General features: G+C 68.7%; 16 protein-coding genes and 1 pseudogene. 1 reads left to right on the top strand and 16 read right to left on the bottom strand.

The window, feature by feature from the left end; all coding sequences use genetic code 11:
• Positions 1-30: 30 nt before the first annotated feature.
• A complete protein-coding gene (locus OHT76_RS10375; protein ID WP_328870480.1) occupies positions 31-2,229 on the top strand; it encodes a family 43 glycosylhydrolase in 2,199 nt (732 codons plus the stop codon).
• A gap of 1 nt (position 2,230) precedes the next feature.
• Here OHT76_RS10375 and OHT76_RS10380 read toward each other — a convergent pair.
• The 16 genes and pseudogenes from OHT76_RS10380 to OHT76_RS10455 form a co-directional block, all read right to left on the bottom strand.
• Positions 2,231-3,338, bottom strand: a pseudogene (locus tag OHT76_RS10380) (right-handed parallel beta-helix repeat-containing protein).
• A 24-nt stretch (positions 3,339-3,362) separates the two neighbouring features.
• Positions 3,363-4,385 (bottom strand): pectinesterase family protein, encoded by a 1,023-nt coding sequence (locus OHT76_RS10385; protein ID WP_328870481.1) that lies wholly within the window; start codon positions 4,383-4,385, stop codon positions 3,363-3,365.
• Between the two features lies 1 nt (position 4,386).
• Positions 4,387-5,520 (bottom strand): pectinesterase family protein, encoded by a 1,134-nt coding sequence (locus OHT76_RS10390; RefSeq protein WP_328870482.1) that lies wholly within the window; start codon positions 5,518-5,520, stop codon positions 4,387-4,389.
• Positions 5,521-5,577: 57 nt separating this feature from the next.
• Positions 5,578-6,894 (bottom strand): pectate lyase family protein, encoded by a 1,317-nt coding sequence (locus OHT76_RS10395; RefSeq protein ID WP_328870483.1) that lies wholly within the window; start codon positions 6,892-6,894, stop codon positions 5,578-5,580.
• Positions 6,895-6,931: 37 nt separating this feature from the next.
• A complete protein-coding gene (locus OHT76_RS10400; RefSeq protein WP_328876493.1) occupies positions 6,932-7,720 on the bottom strand; it encodes a rhamnogalacturonan acetylesterase in 789 nt (262 codons plus the stop codon).
• 109 nt (positions 7,721-7,829) lie between these two features.
• Complete coding sequence (locus OHT76_RS10405; RefSeq protein WP_328870484.1) at positions 7,830-9,173, bottom strand: ABC transporter substrate-binding protein; 1,344 nt, start codon at positions 9,171-9,173, stop codon at positions 7,830-7,832.
• Between the two features lie 48 nt (positions 9,174-9,221).
• Positions 9,222-11,183, bottom strand: coding sequence for a pectinesterase family protein (locus tag OHT76_RS10410; RefSeq protein WP_443049760.1), 1,962 nt, complete (start codon positions 11,181-11,183; stop codon positions 9,222-9,224).
• Positions 11,184-11,216: 33 nt separating this feature from the next.
• Positions 11,217-12,719, bottom strand: a complete 1,503-nt coding sequence (locus tag OHT76_RS10415; protein ID WP_328870486.1) for a glycoside hydrolase family 43 protein — start codon at positions 12,717-12,719, stop codon at positions 11,217-11,219.
• Complete coding sequence (locus tag OHT76_RS10420) at positions 12,716-13,561, bottom strand: PmoA family protein (protein WP_328876494.1); 846 nt, start codon at positions 13,559-13,561, stop codon at positions 12,716-12,718. Before OHT76_RS10420 ends, OHT76_RS10415 begins: the two co-directional genes overlap by 4 nt.
• Complete coding sequence (locus tag OHT76_RS10425; RefSeq protein ID WP_328870487.1) at positions 13,561-14,718, bottom strand: Gfo/Idh/MocA family protein; 1,158 nt, start codon at positions 14,716-14,718, stop codon at positions 13,561-13,563. Before OHT76_RS10425 ends, OHT76_RS10420 begins: the two co-directional genes overlap by 1 nt.
• On the bottom strand, positions 14,715-15,995 hold the full coding sequence (locus OHT76_RS10430) for a pectate lyase family protein (RefSeq protein ID WP_328870488.1): 1,281 nt from the start codon (positions 15,993-15,995) through the stop codon (positions 14,715-14,717). Before OHT76_RS10430 ends, OHT76_RS10425 begins: the two co-directional genes overlap by 4 nt.
• Positions 15,992-16,885: a carbohydrate ABC transporter permease gene (locus OHT76_RS10435; protein WP_443049761.1), complete on the bottom strand. Its 894-nt coding sequence runs from the start codon at positions 16,883-16,885 to the stop codon at positions 15,992-15,994. Before OHT76_RS10435 ends, OHT76_RS10430 begins: the two co-directional genes overlap by 4 nt.
• Positions 16,882-17,817: a carbohydrate ABC transporter permease gene (locus tag OHT76_RS10440; RefSeq protein WP_328870489.1), complete on the bottom strand. Its 936-nt coding sequence runs from the start codon at positions 17,815-17,817 to the stop codon at positions 16,882-16,884. The genes OHT76_RS10435 and OHT76_RS10440 overlap by 4 nt, the downstream gene beginning before the upstream one ends.
• A gap of 80 nt (positions 17,818-17,897) precedes the next feature.
• Positions 17,898-19,628 (bottom strand): L-arabinonate dehydratase, encoded by a 1,731-nt coding sequence (gene araD / locus OHT76_RS10445; protein WP_328870490.1) that lies wholly within the window; start codon positions 19,626-19,628, stop codon positions 17,898-17,900.
• Complete coding sequence (locus OHT76_RS10450) at positions 19,616-20,527, bottom strand: dihydrodipicolinate synthase family protein (RefSeq protein WP_328870491.1); 912 nt, start codon at positions 20,525-20,527, stop codon at positions 19,616-19,618. The genes araD and OHT76_RS10450 overlap by 13 nt, the downstream gene beginning before the upstream one ends.
• On the bottom strand, positions 20,524-21,180 hold the full coding sequence (locus tag OHT76_RS10455) for a GntR family transcriptional regulator (protein WP_328870492.1): 657 nt from the start codon (positions 21,178-21,180) through the stop codon (positions 20,524-20,526). Before OHT76_RS10455 ends, OHT76_RS10450 begins: the two co-directional genes overlap by 4 nt.
• Between the last annotated feature and the right edge of the window lie 101 nt (positions 21,181-21,281).

Below are 21,281 nucleotides of genomic sequence, written 5' to 3' on the forward strand. Positions count from 1 at the left end.
CAGAATCCCCCACACTCCCACAGGAGCGACATGCGCCCACGCCTCCTCCTCGTCGCCTGTCTCTCGCTGCTTCTGGCCCTGCTCACCGCCCCGCCAGGCACCGCCCACTCAGGAGCACCGCCCGTGAAGAACCCGAAGTACGCCGGCTATCTCTTCGCCTACTTCACCGGCGAGGGCACCGCCGACGGCGAGCAGATCCGCTACGCCCTCAGCCGGGGCAACGACGCCCTGCACTGGCGTGAACTCAACGCGGGTAAGCCGGTGCTGACCTCGACCATCGGCGAGAAGGGCCTGCGCGACCCGTTCGTGATCCGCTCCCCCGAGGGCGACAAGTTCTACATGATCGCCACCGATCTGCGCATGTACCGTAATTCCAGCGGCAGTTGGGACCAGGTCCAGCGGCACGGCAGCAAGTCCATCATGGTCTGGGAGTCCACCGACCTGGTCAACTGGACCGACCAGCGCCTGGTGAAGGTCTCCCCCGACACCGCGGGCAACACCTGGGCGCCGGAGGCGTACTGGGACGAGTCCCTCGGCGAGTACGTCGTCTTCTGGGCGTCCAAGCTGTACGCCGAGGACGACCCGGACCACACCGGCTCGACGTACAACAAGATGCTGTACGCGACGACGAAGGACTTCCGCACCTTCAGCGAGCCCAAGGTGTGGAACGACCCCGGCTATTCGGTGATCGACTCCACGGTCGTCGAGCACGAGGGCACCTACTACCGCTACACCAAGGACGAGCGGGACCCCACATCGGGAAGCCCCTGCTCGAAGTTCATCACCGGCGAGAAGTCGACATCGCTCACCTCGACGAAGTACGACTTCGTCGCCGACTGCATCGGCAACGGCGCGATGGACCGCGGCGAGGGGCCGACGGTGTTCAAGTCGAACACCGAGGAGAAGTGGTACCTGTTCATCGACGAGTACGGCGGCCGGGGCTATCTCCCCTTCGAGACCACCGACCTCGACTCCGGACAGTGGACCCCGTCCACGGACTACCAACTCCCCGCGAGCCCACGGCACGGCACGGTCATCCCGGTGACACAGCAGGAGTACGACCGGCTGCTCGCCGCCTACCCGGAGAGCCCCGCCTCGATCGTGGACGCGACCGCGCGCGGCCAGAAGGGGTACGCCCTCGTCACCGAGTCCGCGAGCAAGGTCGTCCTGCCCATGCAGCCGGACGCCGACCTGAGACACCTCGCCCCGAAGCTCTGGCTCGGCGCGGGCGCGACCGTGAGCCCGAAGTCGGGCACCCGCCGCGACTTCCGCACGCCGCAGACGTACACCGTCACCGCGCCCGACGGCACGACCCGCACCTGGACGGTGGAGGCGGTGCCGACCCGCAGCCCGGTTCTGCCGGGGCTGAACGCCGACCCTGATGTGCGGTACATGGACGGCGAGTACTGGATCTACCCGACGACCGACGGCTTCCGCGGCTGGGGCGGGACGCAGTTCAAGGCGTACTCCTCGAAGGACCTGGTCCACTGGAAGGACCACGGGGTCATCCTCGACCTGGGCCCGGATGTGTCCTGGGCGGACAAGTACGCCTGGGCGCCGGCGATCGCGGAGCGGGACGGCAAGTACTACTTCTACTTCTGTGCCGAGCAGCAGATCGGCGTGGCGGTGGCCGACTCCCCCGCGGGCCCGTTCAAGGACGCGCTCGGCAAACCCCTGGTGGCGAAGGGCGGTTCATGGAGCGGCCAGATGATCGACCCGGCCGTTTTCACGGACGACGACGGGACGTCGTATCTCTACTGGGGCAACGGACGTGGCTATGTCGTCCCTCTCAACGACGACATGGTGTCCTTCGACGCGGCACAGGTGAAGGACATCACCCCGGCGAACTTCCGTGAGGGCTCCTTCGTCGTCAAGCGCCAGGGCACGTACTACTTGATGTGGTCCGAGGACGACACCCGCAGCGAGAACTACCACGTCGCCTACGCCACCGGCCCGTCCCCGCTCGGCCCGTGGACCAAGCGGGGCACGATCCTGTCCAAGCGCCCCGAGTACGGCATCAAGGGCACCGGCCATCACTCGGTGGTGAACGCGCCCGGCACCGACGACTGGTACATCGTCTACCACCGCTTCGCCCTGAACGGCCCCGGCCTCCCCGGCGGGGACGGCACCCACCGGGAGACGACCGTCGACCGCCTGCGCTTCGCGGCCGACGGCACGATCGAACCGGTGGTGCCGACCCTGGAGTCGATCAGGCCGGTCAAGCGGTAGGTCAGTCCATCGTCGCCCCGATGGTGGTGCTTACCGTGGTCAGGAACGTGGTCACGGGCAGCGCGCCGCTCGACTGACGGGCGTTGTAGGTGCTGGAGGCGTTGGTGGAGATGAACGACGGTGTCGCCACCCCGGAGTCCCAGTTGTTCAGGTACGAGGTGACCGAGGAGCCCTTGCTCACCGAGCCGCTGCCGTTGGACACGGCCAGGTTGCGGCCGAGCTTGGCGGAACCGGAAGTAGTAGCCCCACTTGGAGTTGGCGTAGGCCGTGGTGCGGTTGATGACGATCGCCCCGGTGTTGGAGTTCTCGGTGAACCCGTTCCCGGCATTTCCCCAGGCGGCGGAGTTGTTGACGACATGCGCGACGACCTCTCCGTCGCCGCCCAGCTTGTAGCCGTTGCCGTCGCCCGCGAAGGCCGAGTCGGACCAGCGGTTGACGCCGTTGCCGAAGGCCCAGGTGTGCTCGACGGTGACGGGCGAGGAGAAGGACCAGAAGTCCAACCCGTCGTCGGAGTTGTTGTACAGACGCGCCCCGGTGATCAGATTCCCGGTGCCGGAGCCGTACTTGACGGCGATCCCGTCCGCGTTCTCCCCGTGGTTCGCGGCGTCGTAGTGGCCGTAACTGTCGATGTTCTTCACGGTGTTGTTGACCGTGCCGTCCCCGGTGAGCGTGAAGCCGGAGTCGCCGCCGTTGATGGTCTTGATGTTGTTCCAGACGGTGCCGGTGCAGGACTGGCAGACGACCGCGCTGTCCGGGGAGTTCTGGAACGTGATCCCGGAGACGTTCCAGTAGTCGGCGGTGAGCTTGAAGATCCAGTCGCCGTCCGGGAGCGAGGAGCCGTCGATCTTCACGGTCTCACTGCCGTACGGCTGGAGGTGGATCGGGGTCGAGGAGGTGCCGTTGGCCGTCGACTGGAGGGTGGCCGTCGGGTAGTAGGTGCCGCCGCGCATCTGGATGACGGTCCCGGCGGTGGCGCCCGAGAGCGCGCTGCTGAGCTCGGCGCTGGTGTCGACGACGACGGTCGCCGCCTGGGCCTGGGTGGGGAGGACAGCGAGTCCGGCGCCGAGGGCGAGGGCTGCCGTGAGGGGAAGAGCGGTACGACGAGACATGGGAGTGCGGGTCCTTTCGTCTTGTCAGCGGGGCTGCCAGTCGCCCAAGTAGGTGTGCCTGGTGTGCGACTCGGCTTCTTCTGGGCTGAGTTGGGGACGGTTCTCGGGGACGGAGATCACCGCGCCGGGCCCGGAGTTGGCGTACTCCCCGAAGCGCATGGTCTGCCAGGGGTACGCCTCCCGCATGTTGGTGTAGGGCGCGACGGGATCGATACCGGGACCGATCCAGGTGTCCCGGACGACCAGTGAGGGCCAGGCGGTGGTCTCGTACGACGGGACCCAGGGCCTCGCCAACTTGTACGCCCCGTCCTCGGCACCCGAGGTGATGCGGGAGCGGACCGCGAGGATGCCGTAGGGGTTGGCGCGGGCCGTGGAGGGGGCGAAGACCATGCCCTTGGGGGTGAAGTTCACGTCCCGTTGCAGGGTGTGGAAGTGACAGCGCTCGAAGACGGCGGTCGCCCGACCGAAGACGAAGTCGACGTCGCCTTCGATGTAGCAGCGGTGGAAGTACTGCCGGTCGAAGGCGTCCAGGGCACTCGTGTCGACGAAGAGGGTGTCCTGGTGGGCGAGCAGGCGGACGTTCTCGAAGCGCGACCGGTCCCCTGTCACATACGCCGCCACCGCCTGGGTGCCGGTGATCTCGGGGTGGTCGGCGCGCAGCCAGTCGTTGGCGAGGGTGAGATCGCGGACGGTGAGTCCGGGCGCCGCCGAGGCGAAGGTGGCGGAGCCTGCGGTGCCGTAGGTGCCGGAACCGTCCGGTTTCTGGGTGCCGTTGGCGTTGTCGTGGACGATGACGGCGTCGCGCGGGTCGCGGGTGGCGCCGCGCAGTGTCAACTCTGCTGTGCCGACAGGGACTTTGACGACTTCCCGATAGGTGCCCGGGTGCACGACGATCGTCCAGCCGGGGCCGGTGACCGCGTCCACGGCGGCCTGTACGGAGTCACCGAGGCGGACGTGCAGCACACGGCGGCCGTGGGCGAGGGCGGATCCGGATGCCGTCGCCACCAGTCCCGCCGTGAGGCCCGCCAGGACGGTGCGCCTGCGCATCTCAGCAGTCCTCCTTCCATGGCTCCCAGTCCCCGAGATACGCGGCACGGGTCGCCGACTCGGCCTGTTCGGCGGTGAGTTGGGGACGGTTCTCGGCGACCGCGATCTCCGCTCCGGGGCCGCTGTTGCGGTACTCGGCGAACCGCTGGTTCTGCCACGGGTAGGCGTCCGACATGTTGGCGTAGGGCGCGACCGCGTCGATGCCGGGGCCGAGCCAGGTCTCCCGGACGGTCAGCATGGGGCCGGCCGTGCGGTCGGAGCTGGGCACCCAGGGGCGGGCCAGCTTGTAGTAGGCGTCCGGGGCCTCGCTGGTCACCCGGCCTCTGGTGACCAGGTAACCGCGCGGGTTGGCACCCGCCGTCGAGGGCGCGAAGACGAAGCCGTACGGGGCGGAGGCCAGGTCGGTGCGGGTCAGGGTGCGGAAGTGGCAGTGCTCGAAGACGGCCGTGGCCCGGCCGAAGACGAAGTCGACGTCGCCCTCGGCGTAGCAGTGCGAGAAGTACTGCCGGGCGAAGACGGTGAGCGCGTTGGTGTCGGCGTACAGGGTGTCCTGGTGGCCGAGGAAACGGCAGTGGTGGAAGGCGGAGCGGTCGCCCATCACCTTGATGGCGACGGCCTGGGTGCCGCTGATCCCGGGGTGGTCGGCGCGCAGCCAGTCATTGGCGAAGGTGATCCGGCGGGCGGTGAAGCCGTCGGCGCGCACGGTGGTGGTGGCGGAGCCCGTGGTGCCGTAGGTGCCGGAGCCGTCGGGTTTCGGGGTGCCGGCGGCGTTGTCGTAGACGATGACGACGTCCCGTGGGTCCTCGCCCGCGCCGAGCCAGGTCATGTCGGTGCGGGTGAGGTCGACGCCGACCGTCTCCCGGTAGGTGCCGGGCGCGAGGACCAGCGTCCAGCCGCTGCCGGAGGTGGCGTTCACGGCGGCCTGGACGGTGGTGAAGTCGCCGCGGCCGTGTGGATCGACGTAGAGCGTGGTCGGGGAGAGGCGGGCGGCCGGTGAGCCGTACGGGCCGAACGGGCGGGGCCCGGCGGCGGCGCTCGCGGGGACCGACGCGAGCCCGAGGGCGGCGCCCGCACCGGCGCTCGCCATCAGGAATCCCCGTCTGGACAGGGGGAGTTGGAAGTGGGGCGAGGGCATGCGGGTGCTCCTTCACTTGGGGGCAGGGCCGGGGCCGAGCCCCGGCCCTTGGGTGGATCAGCAGATGCGGCCGGCGCCCGCGCGGTGGTCGACGATGCCCGGGACCGCCCGAGGGTGGTCGACCTTGGTCCGCAGCGTGGGCGTCCACCCCGCGCCGGACTGCAGGGTCTCGGCGGGGATCTCCGCGTTGTGGACGGCGATCAGATCGGTGAGCTTGCCGTTGACGTAGTTGTTCGCGGCGGTGAGGGGTGCCTCGTTCCACTTCTTCAGCACCTTGCCGGTACTGACCCCGGCCGCCAGCGAGAAGGCGTTGTCGGTGGCGTTGAGCTGGGAGGAGGCGCCGATGCCGAAGACGTAGCCGAACTTCTGGTCGCCGGTCACCACGAAGTGGTTGTTGTACGAGTCGACCTGCCCGAACCGGACGCGCGGCGCCCGCTCCACGATGCCCTCGAAGCGGTTGTGGTGGAGGGTGACCTTGAGCTTGCCGGAGTCGGTCGAGCCCGCGCTGTCGCTGTTGCCGATCAGCATGGTCTTGTCGTGGTCCTCGAGCGAATTCCAGGACACCGTCACGTAGTTGGCGCCGCGCACCACGTCCACCAGACCGTCGTGCTGCTGGTAGACCTTGCCGAAGTACTCCGGCAGGGAGCTGTCGGGATAGCGCCCGTCGGTGAGCGTGTTGTGGTCGATCCACACATGGGTGGAGCCGTAGACGACGACACCGTCGTACTCGGAGTTCCAGGCACCGGTCTTGTTGTCGTCGGTCGGGTCCCACTGCGGGAAGCAGTCGACCGGGGCCTCGATGGTGAGGTTCCGGACGATCACATTGTCGACGCCGCGGATCTGCAGGCTGCCGCCGCGGATCCCGGAGTCCCGGCCCACACCCACGATGGTGGTGTTGGCGGGCACACTCGCCTTGATCATCTTGTCCTGGTTGGCGGCGGAGGCGGCCCGCAGGGTCTCCTGCTCACCGCTGACCGGGGTGTCGTGCCCCCACACCGCGGGGTCGTAGTCGGCGAGGTACTGCTGGAAGTCGTACCCCTCGGCAGCAAGGGCGTCACAGCCCTCGGACACGGCGTCGATCACGCCCTTGACCTTGATGATCCTGGGCGCGGTGCCACTGACCGCGAGTGCGGCCTTGAACTCGGCCCAGGTGGACACGGTGTGGACGTTCGCCGAGTCGGCGGCCGAACCGCCGCTGGTCCCGGCGCCCTCCGAGGCCCAGCCGTCCCCGGCGGCGAGCACCTCGCGCCCGAGATCAGGGGACGACCCGGCCTGGGCGACCCCGGCACCGGTGACGCCGAGGACGAGCGAGACACAGCCGACCAGCGCGGCGGCTCTTCCTATGGCATGCCCATGCCATATCTGTGAGTTCATGATGCGGCTCTCTCTTCTCTACGCGGTAGGGGTTCGGTCAGGCGGCGGGCTGCGGCCAGGTGATCCACGACTGAGGGATCACCTCGTCCAGCCGCCGCACATCCCGCGGGCCGAGCACACGCGTACGCAGCAGCTCCCGTGCCACGAGCCGCGCCACCTCGATGGCCCCGGGCGGGTTGAAGTGCGTGTTGTCCTGCTCGGTGGCGGTCCAGTTGAAGTACTTCTTGGTCTCCTCGACCCCCAGCGACTGCCACAGGGCGAGCGACAGCGCCTGAAGGTCGAGCAGAGCGACCTGCTCCTCCTCGGCGAGCGAGCGCATCGCCGCCGGATAGTCGCCGTGACTGGGCAGAGCGTTGCCGTCACTGTCGAACCGCCGCCGCTCAACAGCGGTGGCCAGCACGGGCCTGGCGCCACGAGCCCGAGCGCCCTCGACATACAGCCGCAGATAGTCCTTGTACGTGGTCCAGGGCTCGGTATACCGAACGGGATCCGCGACCTTCTCGTCATTGTGAGCGAACTGGATCACCAGGAAATCGCCGGGCCGAATGGCCCCGAGAATGACGTCGAGCCGCCCTTCGTCGACGAAGCTCTTGGAACTCCGCCCGTTCACGGCGTGATTGGAGACAGCAAGCCCCTTCCGAACAAAGAAGGGAAGAGCCATTCCCCACCCGGTCTCGGGGGCTGCGTCGGCGTATTTCTGAGCGGCGGTGGAGTCTCCGGCGATGAAGAGAGTACGCCCACGCTGCTCACCGGCGTGAGCAGTACCGAAGGTAAGAGGCACGGCGGCCATCACAGCGCCGGCAACCTGTCTACGAGAAAGCGACATGCCTTCGCCTTTCAACAGAGGGACACTGCAACTTCCCCAGGGGCGCGGGGAACTGCGCGACCAGCCACAACGGCCCCGCAGTCCCCCACGAACAACACCCCTCGAGCTGTCAGGACTTCTGCTCGTTCCACTCCGCCTGAGCCTCATTCAGCTGCTCGGCAATCGTGTCCAGAAAGTCCTTCGCACTCATCTTCCCGAGCAGCACCTTCTGGAAGTTCGGCTCGTTGTCAGCCTTGGAAATCGTGTTCCAGTCAGGCAGGTAGTAAGGAAGCTGAACGATGGTCGTAGAACCGTCGTTCAACGCCCCAGCAGCCAGCTTCGTAGGCTCGGCCTCGTTGATCCAGGCATCCTTGGACGCCTCCGTGTTGGACGGAATCGCCCCCGCCGACTGGTTCCACTTCGAGTTCGCCTCGTGCGAGGCCGCGAACTCGATGAACTTCCAGGCCGCGTCCTTGTTCTTGGAGCTCTTGAACAGGCCGAGCCCGTCCACGGGGTTGGACACCTGGACCCGCTTGCCGGCGGAGCCAACAGGCTGCGGGATGCCCCGGAACTTCTCGACCCCGAGCGCCTTCACATGGTCCTGGTACGACCCCAGGTTGTGGTTCAGCATCCCGATGGTGCCGGAGTCCCACTGGGCCACCATCTTGGTGAAGTCGTTGTTGAGGTCGGCGGCCGGAGTGACCTTCTTGAAGAGGGCCGCGTACTTCTCCAGCGCTTCCACGTTCTTGGGGTCGTTGACCGTGGTCTTGTCACCGTTCCAGAAGGTGGTGATCCCGCTCTGCCCGTACATCGCGTCCAGGGCCTGCGCGATCGATCCGGCGCCACCGCGGATGGTGTAACCGAACTCGTTCTTGCCGGAGTTCGTGAGCTTCTCGGCGGCCTCGTAGAAGGCGTCCCAGGTCGTCGGCTCCTCCAGGCCCGCCTTCTTGAACAGGTCGGTCCGGTAGTAGAGGACACCGTTGTTGGCGGAGGTGGGGATCGAGTACATGTGCTCCTCGGAGCCGCCGGCCACCTTCACCGACTCGACCATGTCCTCGTTGAGCTTGCCGTTCAGGGCGGACCCGGAGAGCCGGTCCTCCACCGGCTCCAGCGCGTCCTGCGCGGCGATCCCGGCGAGCATCGCGGCGCCGACACCGCCGACGTCGGGCAGTCCGCCGCCCTGGATGGCGGTGTCGTACTTGGACTGCACCTCGGTCGAGGCGATCGGGACGTACTCGACCTTGATGTCGGGGTTCGCCTTCTCGAAGTCGGCGATGATCTCCTTCCAGATGTCGGTGCGCACACCGCCGTTGTTGTCCCAGAAGACGATCTCGCCCTTGCCGGAGCCCTCGGATCCCTTGTCCCCGCCGCTGCCACTGCCGTCGTCGCCGCAGGCGGTGGCGGTCAGGGCGAGCACGGAGCCCAGGGCGACGGCTATGGCAGCGCGCCTGCTTCTACGGATGCTGATCTTCATTGGTCGGCTCTCTTCTTCTGGATCCTGCGAGATATGCAGTTGTGGGGGTCAGTGACGGGCGTACGGCGCCCAGCCGTCCGTGCCCTTGAGGTAGTTCGCGACCGTGTGTGTCTTCGCGTCGGCGTCGCTCATCTGCGGCCGGTCCGGGGTGACATCCGCGCCCGGCCCGTAGGTGCGGTACTCCGTGAACCGCGCGTCCTTCCACGAGAAGCCGCTCATGTCGGTCCACGGGGAGGCCTTGATCGCGGCCGGCAGCTCGGTGTTCCGGATGAGCACCTGGGCGATGGCGTCAGGTTCACCGCCGGGGTGCCAGGGCCGGCCGAGGTGGAAGGACCCGTCCGGGGCGTCGCTGACCACCTTGGAGTCGGTGATCAGGAAGCCGTAGGGTTTGCCCTTCCAGGTCGAGGCGGCGGTGATGTAGCCGTTGTTGGTGGCCGAGCCGCGGCTCAGCGCGCGGATCACGGACCGCTCGATGACCGTGGTGGCCCGCCCGTAGATGAAGTCGACGTCGCCCTCGATGTAGGAGTCGCGGACGTAGACCCGGCTGACGGTGGTCAGCTTGGGGCTGTCGGTCATCAACGTGTCCTGGTTGCCCAGGAAGGCGGTGTCCTCGAAGACGATCCGGTCACCGGTCGTCTTCATGGCGAGGGCCTGCTCGCCGTTCAGCTCGTGCGCGGCCTCGTCGAAGTCGTTGCTGAAGGTGAGGTTGCGGGCGGTGACGTCGTTGGCGGCGATCCGCACCGTGGCACTGCCCGTCGAACCGCCGTACGCGGCGGGGGTGTCGTAGACGATGACGGTGTCGGACCGGTCCTGTCCAGTCCCCTGCAGCGTCAAGTGAGGCTTGCTCGCGGGGATGAACACCTTCTCGCGGTACGTCCCCGGCGCGACGGCGATGGTCACGGGCACGGTGTTGCCCTCGGGCACGGCGTCCACGGCGGCCTGCACGGTCGGGTAGTCGGACGGCACCCGCAGCACCACGCCGATCCGCTCCTGCGGCCCCGAGAACCGCTTCACCAGCGCGGGCACGGCGGCGGCCGGATCGAGCCGGTAGTCGTAGAACTCCCGGGGGTCGAAGGCGGCACCCCACTCCTCATGGCGCCCGGTGGTGTTCTTCAGGATCGACCCGCGCTGCACCAACTCGGCCGTGGTGTCGGCCTGGTAGGGATGCTGGACGTCCTGGTAGTAGCTGTTCTCGATGACCATCTTCGTCTTGCCACGCGACCAGTTCCCGTAGGTCCACACGGGGTCGCCCGGATCCGCTTGCGCGGTCAGGTAGTTGTTGTACAGATGCGCGTAAGCGGCGTTGTCCACGGACGGGTTGCGCTGCTTGGTGTTGTTGAACCAGTTGTGGTCGATGGTGATCTGCGTCTTGACGTTGGTGGTCCAACCGAGCCCGAACGTCTTGTTGTTGTTCTCGAACCGGTTGTAGGAGACGGTCACGTACTCGCTGTCCTTGCGGACGTCGAGCTGCCCGTCGCAGATGTTCGAGAAGCGGTTGTGGTCGACCCAGACGTGGTGGACGGTGTCCATCTGGATACCGTCGAAGTCGGTGTCCTTGCAGTCCCAGTTGCCCGCGATCGCCGAGTCGCGGATCGTCATGTTGCGGATGATCACGTTGTGGGTGCCGGGGCTGAGATGGAACTCGCCCTGCACCAGCTCACCGCTGTCCCCCACCCCGACGATGGTCTTGTCGGAGGCGACCTCGATGCTCGCGCCGAACGGCTCGGCGGTGACCGTGCCCTGGACGCGGATGATGTACGGCTCGGCCGCCGCCGCGTACTTGGCCAGCGAGGCATGATCGGTGACCGTGACGACCTTGCCGCCGGCCCCGCCGGTGGTGCCCCCATCGAGGGAGGCGAAACCGTGCGGGCGGTCATTGAAGCGGTCGACCGGACCGGGGGCGGCGTCGGCCTCCCCGACGGCCCCGAGACCGAGGGCGACGATCAGTCCCACGACGGCGGCCATGGTTCTGCCCGCACCCGGCAAGCGCTTGCCATGGAGTTGCGTCATTGCGGCTCCCAACAGGCGTACGGAGAAGGAGAGTTACGAAGGAGTGATCGTGAAGTGCGTGAAGGTTGCCGCGCCGGCGTGTCCCTGACCGGTGGGCGCGAGGGCGAACAGGCCGAGCAGGGCGCCGACCCAGCGCCAGGGGGTGGCGGCGAAGACGGGTCCTGACGACGTCCAGCCGTCTCCGACGTCGTAGAAGAAGCGACAGCGGGCGCCTGAACCGATCTCTATCCGCAGCCGGACGCGGTCCTCGGGGGCCGGGCGCGGGTGGCCGGCGTCGCGTTCCCGTTCGGCGACGGCCTCGGCGAAGCGGTGGACGAGGTGAACCGTGCCGTCGGTGCCGCGCTGGAGTCCGATCCAGCTGAAGGCGTCCCCGAGCACCGCGAGTCCGGCCCGCGCCCCCGGCTCCGCGCTGTCCAGGCGCAGTTCGACCTCGACGGCGGACGGCGTTCCGGGCAGCCGCTGGGTGAGGACGTTCGGCAGTTTGCGCAGGTCGTGTGTGTCGGCCGAGCGGACGCAGGTGAGCCGGAGCCCATCGGCGGAGTGCTGGGTGGACCAGCCCTCGCGCGGATTCGCCGTCCACTGCCACTGCCGGCCGTGCCGGCCGCCGGGGAAGTCGTCGTCGGTGGCGGGCGCGGCGGCCGACTGCGGCGGCAGGGCGGGCTTGCGGTGTACGGCGACGGGGGCGCCGTCGGCGCCGAGCACCGGCCAGCCGTCGGTGCCCCAGCGCATGGGCTGGAGGTGCACGACCCGGCCGTAGGCACCGCGCTGCTGGAAGTGGACGAACCAGTCCTCGCCGGACGGGGTGCGCACCCAGCCGCCCTGGTGGGGGCCGTTGACGTCGGTGTCCTTCTGCTCCAGGACGACCTTCTCCTCGTACGGGCCGAAGAACCCGCGCGCGCGGAAGGCGCCCTGCCAGCCGGTCTCCACTCCCCCGGCGGGGGCGAGGATCCAGAACCAGCCGTCGTGCCGGTAGAGCTTGGGGCCCTCCAGGGTGAACCAGCCGGGGATGCGATCACCGTCGATGATCACCTTGCCCTCGTCGAGGAGTTCGGTGCCGTCGGGGTGCATCCGATGGCCGGTGAGACGGTTCTTGATGCCGGAGCGGGACTTGGCCCAGGCGTGCACCAGATAGGCCTCGCCGGTCTCCTCGTCCCACAGCGGGCAGGGGTCGATCAGGCCCTTGCCGGCCTTGAGGAGGTGCGGGCGGGTCCAAGGGCCGCGGATCTCGGGGGCGTTGATCTGGTAGATGCCCTGGTCGGGGTCGCCCCAGAAGATCCAGAAGCGGTCGTTGTGGTGACGCAGGGACGGGGCCCAGACCCCGCAGTCGTGCCGTGGGGTTCTGAACTCGGCCGCCGGTTCGAGGCGTTCGAGGGCGTGGCCGACGAGGGTCCAGTTGACGAGGTCTCGGGAGTGCAGCAGCGGCAGGCCGGGGGCGCGGCCGAAGCTGGAGGCGGTCAGATAGAAGTCGTCGCCGACGCGCAGGACGTCAGGGTCGGACCAGTCGGCGTTGAGGATGGGGTTGGTGTAGGTGGTCACGGGCTCACCGCCTTGCGGATCAGGGAGGCGGCCGTGTCCCGGTCGAGGCGGCCGTCGGCGACGACGGTGACGATCCGCCGTACGACCGTGTCGCCGGGTTCGATCGGCAGGCGCTCGGTGTGGGCCAACGACGAGCCCACGCCCGGGTATTCGCCGGTCCGCACGAACCAGGGATCCCGGCGGGTCCGTTCGGTCGCCCCGGCGAAGACCAGCGTCCAGGTGGCGCCGACCAGGGCGAGCCAGTCGGCGGTGCGGCCGTGGATGTCGGCCTCGCTCTCGGCGTCCGGGGTGAGGACGTCCGGGGCGGCCGCCTCCTTGCGGGCTCGCCAGAAGAAGCCGCCGTAGGCCGCGCCGGGCCGCCCGTTGGTGGCCGGGCTGCCGATGGACAGGGTGCTCGCGGTCGCGTTGGTGAGCGAGAAGGTGAAGTCCAACGCCCAGGCGGCATCGGTGAGTTCGGTGGCGGCGACGGTACGGCGCTCGTGCAGCAGCTCGGCTCCGGCCGCCATCCAGCGCAGCTCCTCGACAAAGCCGTCGGGGTCGCGCAGTTGGAAGCCCGCGTGGCGCTGGGCGCCGTGGTTGTCCAGCTCGGTCGGGCCCCGGTCGCGGACGTAGGTGCGTCCGCCCCAGAAGTTGTGCCCCTCGACGTCGGGAACGGCTACACCGACGCCGAGGTGGTGTGTGTGGTCGGCGGGGCTGAGCTCGGTGACCGCCGTACCGGACAGGGTGGTGACCGGGTGCAGATACGGGCGCGGGGAGAGCCGGTCCGGCAGTTCGGGCCGGGTGACGTACCGGCCGACCGGGCGGCCCGCGACCCGCAGGACCGCGGTGTCGTTGGTCGTCATCATGTGCTCACCTCTTTGCGCAGGCCATGGGGAAGCGCCCAGGGGGCGCCCAGCTCGGAGTAGAGGGCAAGGGTGTCGGCGGCGGCCGCGACCAGTCCGTCGACGCCGGGCACGACCCGGCGCTGTTCGTCGGCGAGCAGATGCCAGGCCCCGGCGGGCAGCGGGGCCGGGTCGGGGGCCAGCCGGATCGCCTCGACGACCTTCATGAAGGCGCCGGTCCCGTCCGGGGTGACCAGCAGGTCGTCGCCGTCGGAGAGATGGAGTACGAGGTTCTCCAGCAGGTCGGTGCGGCCGTACTCGGACTCCTCGGGGCCGTGGTCCGCGCGCTGGAGGAGCACCCGGTCCTGCTTGTACCAGAAGGTGATCCGGCCGCTGCTGCCGTGCACCACGACATACGGCTCGTCGGGGTGCTCGGCGCACAGGGTGGCCGCGACGGTGACCCGGTGGCCCTGGGCGGTGATGACGCGGACGCAGGAGGTGTCGTCGGACTCGATGTCGTTGGCGCGCAGCAGCTCGGTCTCGACCTCGATGACGTCCTCGGCGCGGGTCGAACCGCCGAGCGCGAGGGCGGTGGCGACGGCGTGAGCGAGCGGGTTGGTGAGCGCCCCGTCGATCACGTCCACGCCGTGCAGACGGCGCTTGCCCGCCCAGGGCGCGCGCCGGTAGTAGGACTCGGGGCGGGCCCAGGCGCCGGCCCCGCCGATGCCGACGAGCTCGCCGATGGTGCCCTCGGCGATCATCCGCCGGATCGCGGGCACGGCGTGCGAGCCGAGCGACTGGAAGCCGATCTGGCAGGCGACACCGGCCTCGGCGACCCCGTCGGCCATGCGCCGGAACTCGGCGTACGAGGGCGCGGGCGGCTTCTCCAGCAGGACATGTACCTGACGGCGGGCGGCCTCGAGCGCCAGGTCCGTGTGGGTCGGGATCGGGGTGCAGATCACCGCGATACGGGCGCCCGTGGAGTCCAGGAGGGCGCCGAAGTCGGCGGACTGCTCGGGCGTGCCGAGGCCCTCGGGGAGCTCGTCCCCGGTCAGCGGGGTCAGCTCGCAGATGCCTGCCAGCCGTACGATCCCCTTGTCCTGGAGCCGGCGGATGTTGTCCAGGTGCCAGCGGCCGTGGCCGCGCGCGCCCGCCAGGACGATGTCTACGGTGCTCATGGGATCCTCCCTGCGCCCGCGCCGCGTGCCACCGCTCGGTCGGCGACTTCAGCGCTGTCGATCTTTGTGTGCAGGGTAGGTGTCCAGCCCACGTCGGCCGTGAGGTCGCGTTCGCTGCCGGAGTTGTAGGCGTTGTAGATGGGCAGCAGATCGACCGGGAAGCCGTTGAAGAGGGTGCCCTCGTCGTGCAGGGCGCTGCCGTTCCAGCTCTTGACCAGGTCGGCGACCTCGATATGGCCCGGGGTGGTGAAGGCGTTGTTCTGGACGTAGAGGGCGGACTCGGTGGAGACGCCGATCGAGTACCGGTGGCCGTCCTTCACGAGATACCGGTTGTTGTAGACGTGCACCTGCCCGAAGCGGACCCTGGGCGCCCGCTGTACGACGGACTCGAACTCGTTGTGGTGCAGGGTGACCCGGAGCTTGCCGCGGTCCCCGGTGGCGGTGTCGCCGTTGCCGATGAGCATCGCCTTGTCGTGGCCGGCGAACCGGCTCCAGGAGACGGTGACCAGGTCCGAGCCGTTGGTGATGTCCAACAGGCCGTCGTGGCGAAGGTAGTTGCGGCCGAAGTAGGTGGGTTCCGCGTCGTCCGGGTGCCCCTTGTCGCTCAACGTCACATGGTCGACCCACACATGCGTGGCGCCCCGCAGCCAGATGTTGTCGTACGCCGTCTTCCAGTCGCCGAGGCCGCCGGAGTTGGGCTGCCAGACGGGGAAGCAGTCGTAGGCGTCACGCAGGTCGAGGTTGCGGACGATGACGTTGGAGGCGTCCTCGATCTGGAGGCTGGCGCCCTTGAGTACGGCTCCCTTGAGGCCGACGATCGTGGTGTTGGAGCCCACGGCCAGCTCGACCCGCTCGGCCTGCTCGGCCGCGGAGGCCTGGCGGGCCTGCTCCTGGGGGCCGCTGGGCTTGGCGGCGCCCCAGGTGCGGGGGTCGTAGGCGGTGAGGTACTTCTCCAGGTCGTAGCCGTCGGTGGCGTAGTCGGAGCAGTCCAGGTGGTCGCCGTGGTCGTCGGTGTTGGCGTCGATCGTCCCGGCGATCCTGATGATCTTCGGGGTGTCGCTGCCGCCGTCGAGGGCACGGACGAGACCGGCGCGGTCGGTGACGGTGAAGACATGGGCGTCGTCGGCCGCCGCGCCTCCCGTGGTGCCGGAGCCGTAGGACGCCCAGCCGTCGTTCGCGGGAAGCGTGTCGCGGCTGATGTCGCGGCCCTCGGCGTGCGCGGGGAAGCTCAGCAGCCCCAACAGGGCCAGCGGCACGATGAACTGATGCCGTCTCATCCCTTCACCGCCCCGGCGCTGAAGCCGGTGATCAGCCACTTCTGGATGAAGGCGAACACGATCACCACCGGTACGGCCGCGATGATGCCGCCCGCCGCGAGCGCGCCGAGGTCGACGCTGTCCGCGCTCATCAGGGTGTTGAGACCGACGGGGATGGTCTGCTTGTCCTGGTTGTTGAGGAACATCAGGGCGAACAGGAAGTGGTTCCAGGAGTGCACGAAGGCGAAGGAGCCGACGGCGATCAACCCGGGCCTCAGCAGCGGGAGTACGACGATGCGGAAGGCGGTGAACCGCCCGCAGCCGTCCACCCAGGCGGCCTCCTCCAGGGAGTAGGGCACGTTCTTGATGAAGTTGCTGATCAGGATCATCGACAGCGGGAGCTGGAAGACGGTCTCCGCAAGGATGACGCTGACCAGCGAGTTGATCATCTGGAGCTCGGCGAAGATCTCGAACAGCGGCACCAGCAGCAGCGCGCCGGGCACGAACTGCGAGCACAGCAGGGCGAGCATGAAGGCCCGCTTGATCTTGAAGTCGAACCGGGCGAGGGCGTAGCCGCCGGCCAGGGCGACGACCGTCGTCATCAGAAGGGTGGCGACACCGACCAGGACGCTGTTCTGGAAGTAGGTGCCGAAGCTCCGGTCGTTCCAGACCTTGTCGAAGTGGTCGAAGGTCATCGGCCAGGGCACGAGCGAGGTCGATCCCGCCGGGCGGAGCGCGAAGAGCAGGATCCAGTAGAAGGGGATGAGGGTGAAGAGCAGATAGATGCCGAGCGGGAGGTAGATCTGCCAGCGCGGGGCCTCGTCCCAGGCCCGGTGCTTGCCGGACGGGCGGGGTGGCGGGGGGTTCCTCCGGGCGGCGGGCACGACCGGGGTGGCTTCCTTGATGCTCACTTGCTCTCGCCTCCGAACTTGCTCAGCCGCAGATAGACCATCGAGCAGAAGAGCAGGATCACGAACGCGACCGTGGTCAGGGCCGACGCATAGCCGAAGTTGTGGGCGTCGACGCTCGTGTTGGCGATGTACAGCGGGAGTGTCGTCGTCTCGCCCGCGGGTCCGCCGCCGGTGAGGGTGTAGAGCAGGTCGACGTTGTTGAACTCCCACACCGCGCGCAGCAGCGTGGACAGGATGATGGCGTCCTTCAGATGGGGCAGGGTGATGTGCCAGAACTGCTTGAACCGGCTGGCCCCGTCGACCTCGGCGGCCTCGTACAGATCCTTGGAGACGGACTGGAGGTCGGCGAGGATGAGGATCGCGAAGAAGGGGACACCGCGCCACAGATCGGCGATGATCGCCGCCGGGAAGACGGTGGAGGTGTCCGACAGCCAGCTGGTGCCGTAGGAGCCGATGCCCATGTCCGCGAGGTAACGGGTGATGCCCGTCTGGGAGTTGTAGAGCAGCACCCAGATCGCGGAGGTCAGCACACCGGAGACGGCCCAGGGGGAGAAGACCATCGCACGGCCCAGACCGCGGCCCACGAAGGTCTGGTTGACGATGAGGGCCAGCGCGAGTCCGAACAGCAGCTGGAGTCCGACCTCGACGAAGACCCACTTGGCGCTGAAGACCAGCGTGTCCCAGAACAGCGGGTCGTCGGTGAAGGCATGGACGAAGTTGTCGAAGCCCGCGTAGCCGTTCCGCCACGGCTTGGTGGGGTTGTAGTTCTGCAGGCTGTAGTAGAAGACGCTGATCACCGGGTAGGCGATGAAGCCCAGCATGAGCAGGGCGGCCGGGGCGATGAGCAGGTACGGGAGCCTGCGCGGGGTGGCGGAGCCACGGCGCCGCCTCGGTGGCGCGGGCGGTTTCGCCACGGCTGCGGCTTGGGCCATGACTGTTCTCCGTTCTCGGTGAAGCGCTTGCCGATCAATGTTCGGGGTCTCGACCAAAGGGAGCGGTGGCCGAGGGTGGTTCAGCCCGCGTACGGGTCCTGCACCTGGCCGGGCCTCGCGAGGAACTCGAAGTCGCAGCCGGTATCGGCCTGGGTGATCTGTTCGTTGTAGAGCGCGCCGTAGCCCCGCTCGTACCGCGCGGGCGGCGCCGTCCACTCCGCCCTCCGGCGCGCCAACTCCTCGTCGTCCACGTTGAGTTGGAGAGTGCGGGCCTCGACGTCGAGGGTGATCGAGTCCCCGGTGCGCACCAGCGCGAGCGGCCCTCCGACGTACGACTCCGGCGCTACGTGCAGCACGCACGCGCCATAGCTCGTGCCGCTCATCCGGGCGTCGGAGATCCGCACCATGTCCCGTACCCCCTGCTTGAGCAGATGGTCGGGGATGGGCAGCATCCCGTACTCGGGCATGCCCGGGCCGCCCTTGGGCCCGGCGCCCCGCAGTACCAGCACGGTGTCGGCGGTGATGTTCAGCGAGGGGTCGTTGATGGTGCGCTGCAGGGTCTTGTAGTCGTCGAAGACGACCGCGGGACCGGTGTGCTTGAGCAGTTGGGGTTCGGCGGAGATGTGCTTGATGACGGCGCCGTCCGGGCAGAGGTTGCCGCGCAGCACGGCGACCCCGCCCTCGCCGGCGACCGGGTTGTCGCGGGGCCGGATGACGTCGTCGTTGTGGACGACGGCGCCCTCGATGTGCTCGCGCAGGGTGCCGCTCACGGTCGGCCGGTCCAGGTGCAGCAGGTCGGTGATCCGGGAGAGGAAGGCGGGCAGGCCGCCGGCGAAGTGGAAGTCCTCCATGAGGTACGTCCGGCCGCCGGGACGGACATTGGCGAGCACCGGCACGGTACGCGCGATGCGGTCGAAGTCATCGAGGCTCAAGGGCACTTGGCAGCGGCCCGCCATCGCGATCAGATGGATGACCGCGTTGGTGGAGCCGCCGAGCCCGAGCACCGTGGTGACGGCGTCCTCGAAGGCCTCACGGGTGAGGATCTCGGACGGCTTGAGACCGTTCCAGGCGAGCTCCACGGCGCGGCGTCCGGAGGCGGCGGCCATCCGCTCGTGCCCGGAGTCGACGGCGGGTATCGAGGAGGCGCCCGGCAGCGTCATCCCGAGGGCTTCCGCCGCCGCGGTCATCGTGGACGCGGTCCCCATGGTCATGCAGTGACCGGGAGACCTGGCCAATCCGCCCTGGAGTTCCCTGAGTTCACAGTCGGTCAGGTTACCGGCGCGGTGCTCGTCCCAGTACTTCCACATGTCGGTACCGGACCCGAGGGTCTCACCGCGCCAGTGCCCGGGCAGCATCGGCCCCGCGGGCACGAAGATCGACGGAATGTCGGCCGAGGCCGCGCCCATGAGCAGGGCCGGCGTCGACTTGTCACAGCCGCCGAGCAGCACCGCCGCGTCGATCGGATACGACCGCAGCAGCTCCTCCGTCTCCATCGCGAGGAGGTTGCGGTAGAGCATCGGGGTCGGCTTCTGGTACGTCTCCGAGAGCGTGGCGACCGGGAACTCGAGCGGGAAGCCCCCGGCCTGCCACACTCCGCGCTTCACGGCCTCGGCGCGCTCGCGCAGATGGACGTGGCAGGGGTTGATGTCGGACCAGGTGTTGAGGACGGCGATCACCGGGCGGCCCCGGTACTCCTCCGACTCGTACCCGAGCTGGCGCATCCGGGCGTTGTGCGACCAGGTGCGCAGCTGGCCCTCGGTGCCGTACCACTGATGGCTTCTGAGTTCTTCCGGCGCCTTCATATGGACCATCCGGCGGCGATGGCGGCGACCTCGGCGCGCTCGCTCTCGGGCAGCGGCTTGCTCGGCGGGCGGACGTCGCGGCGGCACAGTCCGAGGGAGGCGAGGGCCTCCTTCACCACGGTGACGTTGTTGGCGGAGCCGTTGGCTGCGCGCAGCTCCTCGAAGCGGCGGATCTGCTCCCAGACCTTCATGGCGGCCGGGTAGTCGCCGGATCGAAGCGCTTCGATCATGTTCAGCGAAACGGCCGGGGCGACGTTCACGAGTCCCGAGGTGAAGCCGGTGGCGCCCGCGGAGAAGTAGGAGGGGGCGTACGGCTCGGCGAGCCCCGCGACCCAGACGAATCTCTCCAGACCCGCGTCCCGTGCGAACGCGGCGAACTTGGCGGCGTCCGGTACGGCGTACTTGACGCCGATGACATTGGGGCAGGCGTCGGCGAGTTCGGCCAGCCGCGCGCCGCTGAGCTGGGCGTTGCGGATGTACGGGACGACGCCCAGCTCGGGCACGGCCTCGGCGATGGCGCGGTGGTAGTCGACCCAGCCGCCCTGCGAGACGTACGGATGCACCGGCTGATGGACCATCACCATCGCCGCGCCCAGTTCACGGGCGTGCTCGGCGGAGGCGACGGCGGTGGGGACGTCGTGGCCGACACCGACGAGGATCACTGCGCGGTCGCCGGCCTCGTCGATGGTGATCTCGGTGACAAGCCGGCGTTCCTGCGGGGTGAGGGCGTAGAACTCGCCGGTGTTCCCGTTGGGGGTGAGGGTCCGGATCCCCCCGTCGAGCAGACGACGCAGCAGGGCCCGGTGGACGTCCTGGTCGACGCTGCCGTCCTCGGCGAACGGGGTCACCGGGATCGACACCACGTCGGCCAGGGCCGCCCGCTGGGTCTCGAACGTCACGCTGCTCATTCCTGGCCTTCCTGGTTGGCGGCGTCGGGGAACGCGCGCTCGACGAACGACGCGATATGGGCGTGCAGGGCGCGGGCCGCGCCGTCCGAGTCGCCGTCGAGGGCGAGCCGCAGGATCTCCCGGTGCTCACCGGCCTCCCGCTCCCAGGAGGGCGAGGCGGCCCAGGCGACGGCGGAGACCAGGGCGGCCTGGTCACGGACCTCGTCGAGCATCCGGCCGAGCAGCGGGTTACCGCAGGGCAGGTAGAGGGCGCGGTGGAACTCCCGGTTGGCGAGGGAGCGTTCGGCGGTGTCGGACGCCTGGTCCGCCCGGGTCAGCGCGTCCCGGGCGGCATCCAGCGAGGCGCCTCGCTTCACCGCCCGCTTCAGCGCCTCGGGTTCGAGGAGCAGCCGCACGTCGTAGACCTCGCGCGCCATGTCCGCGTCCACCATGCGCACCGTGACGCCCTTGTACTGGCTCATCACGACGAGCCCGGTCCCGGCGAGCGTCTTGAGCGCCTCGCGCACCGGGGTCTTGGACACCCCGAACTGCGCGGCGAGCTCGGTCTCCACCAGGGCCTGTCCGGGCGTCAACTGCCCGGTGAGGATACGGCGTTTGATCTCCTCCAGCACATATTGCGTGCGGGAGGGGATCGGCGTGGGCACAGAGGTCATGCGCGCCTCTCGGATCTCACATATCGCGTCTCATATATGACGTACGAAGTACGACGCGATGAAGGTAGGAGCGCCACTGTGTTTCGTCAATGCTTCTGACA

The organism is Streptomyces sp. NBC_00287, from assembly GCF_036173105.1.
GTDB lineage: Bacteria > Actinomycetota > Actinomycetes > Streptomycetales > Streptomycetaceae > Streptomyces.

Excerpts from the sequence above, each read along its gene's own strand:
- OHT76_RS10375 (WP_328870480.1), top strand. The coding sequence starts at position 31 with ATGCGCCCACGCCTCCTCCTCGTCGCCTGTCTCTCGCTGCTTCTGGCC.
- OHT76_RS10385 (WP_328870481.1), bottom strand. The coding sequence starts at position 4,385 with ATGCGCAGGCGCACCGTCCTGGCGGGCCTCACGGCGGGACTGGTGGCG.
- OHT76_RS10390 (WP_328870482.1), bottom strand. The coding sequence starts at position 5,520 with ATGCCCTCGCCCCACTTCCAACTCCCCCTGTCCAGACGGGGATTCCTG.
- OHT76_RS10395 (WP_328870483.1), bottom strand. The coding sequence starts at position 6,894 with ATGAACTCACAGATATGGCATGGGCATGCCATAGGAAGAGCCGCCGCG.
- OHT76_RS10400 (WP_328876493.1), bottom strand. The coding sequence starts at position 7,720 with ATGTCGCTTTCTCGTAGACAGGTTGCCGGCGCTGTGATGGCCGCCGTG.
- OHT76_RS10405 (WP_328870484.1), bottom strand. The coding sequence starts at position 9,173 with ATGAAGATCAGCATCCGTAGAAGCAGGCGCGCTGCCATAGCCGTCGCC.
- OHT76_RS10410 (WP_443049760.1), bottom strand. The coding sequence starts at position 11,183 with ATGACGCAACTCCATGGCAAGCGCTTGCCGGGTGCGGGCAGAACCATG.
- OHT76_RS10420 (WP_328876494.1), bottom strand. The coding sequence starts at position 13,561 with ATGACGACCAACGACACCGCGGTCCTGCGGGTCGCGGGCCGCCCGGTC.
- OHT76_RS10425 (WP_328870487.1), bottom strand. The coding sequence starts at position 14,718 with ATGAGCACCGTAGACATCGTCCTGGCGGGCGCGCGCGGCCACGGCCGC.
- OHT76_RS10430 (WP_328870488.1), bottom strand. The coding sequence starts at position 15,995 with ATGAGACGGCATCAGTTCATCGTGCCGCTGGCCCTGTTGGGGCTGCTG.
- OHT76_RS10440 (WP_328870489.1), bottom strand. The coding sequence starts at position 17,817 with ATGGCCCAAGCCGCAGCCGTGGCGAAACCGCCCGCGCCACCGAGGCGG.
- araD (WP_328870490.1), bottom strand. The coding sequence starts at position 19,628 with ATGGTCCATATGAAGGCGCCGGAAGAACTCAGAAGCCATCAGTGGTAC.
- OHT76_RS10450 (WP_328870491.1), bottom strand. The coding sequence starts at position 20,527 with ATGAGCAGCGTGACGTTCGAGACCCAGCGGGCGGCCCTGGCCGACGTG.
- OHT76_RS10455 (WP_328870492.1), bottom strand. The coding sequence starts at position 21,180 with ATGACCTCTGTGCCCACGCCGATCCCCTCCCGCACGCAATATGTGCTG.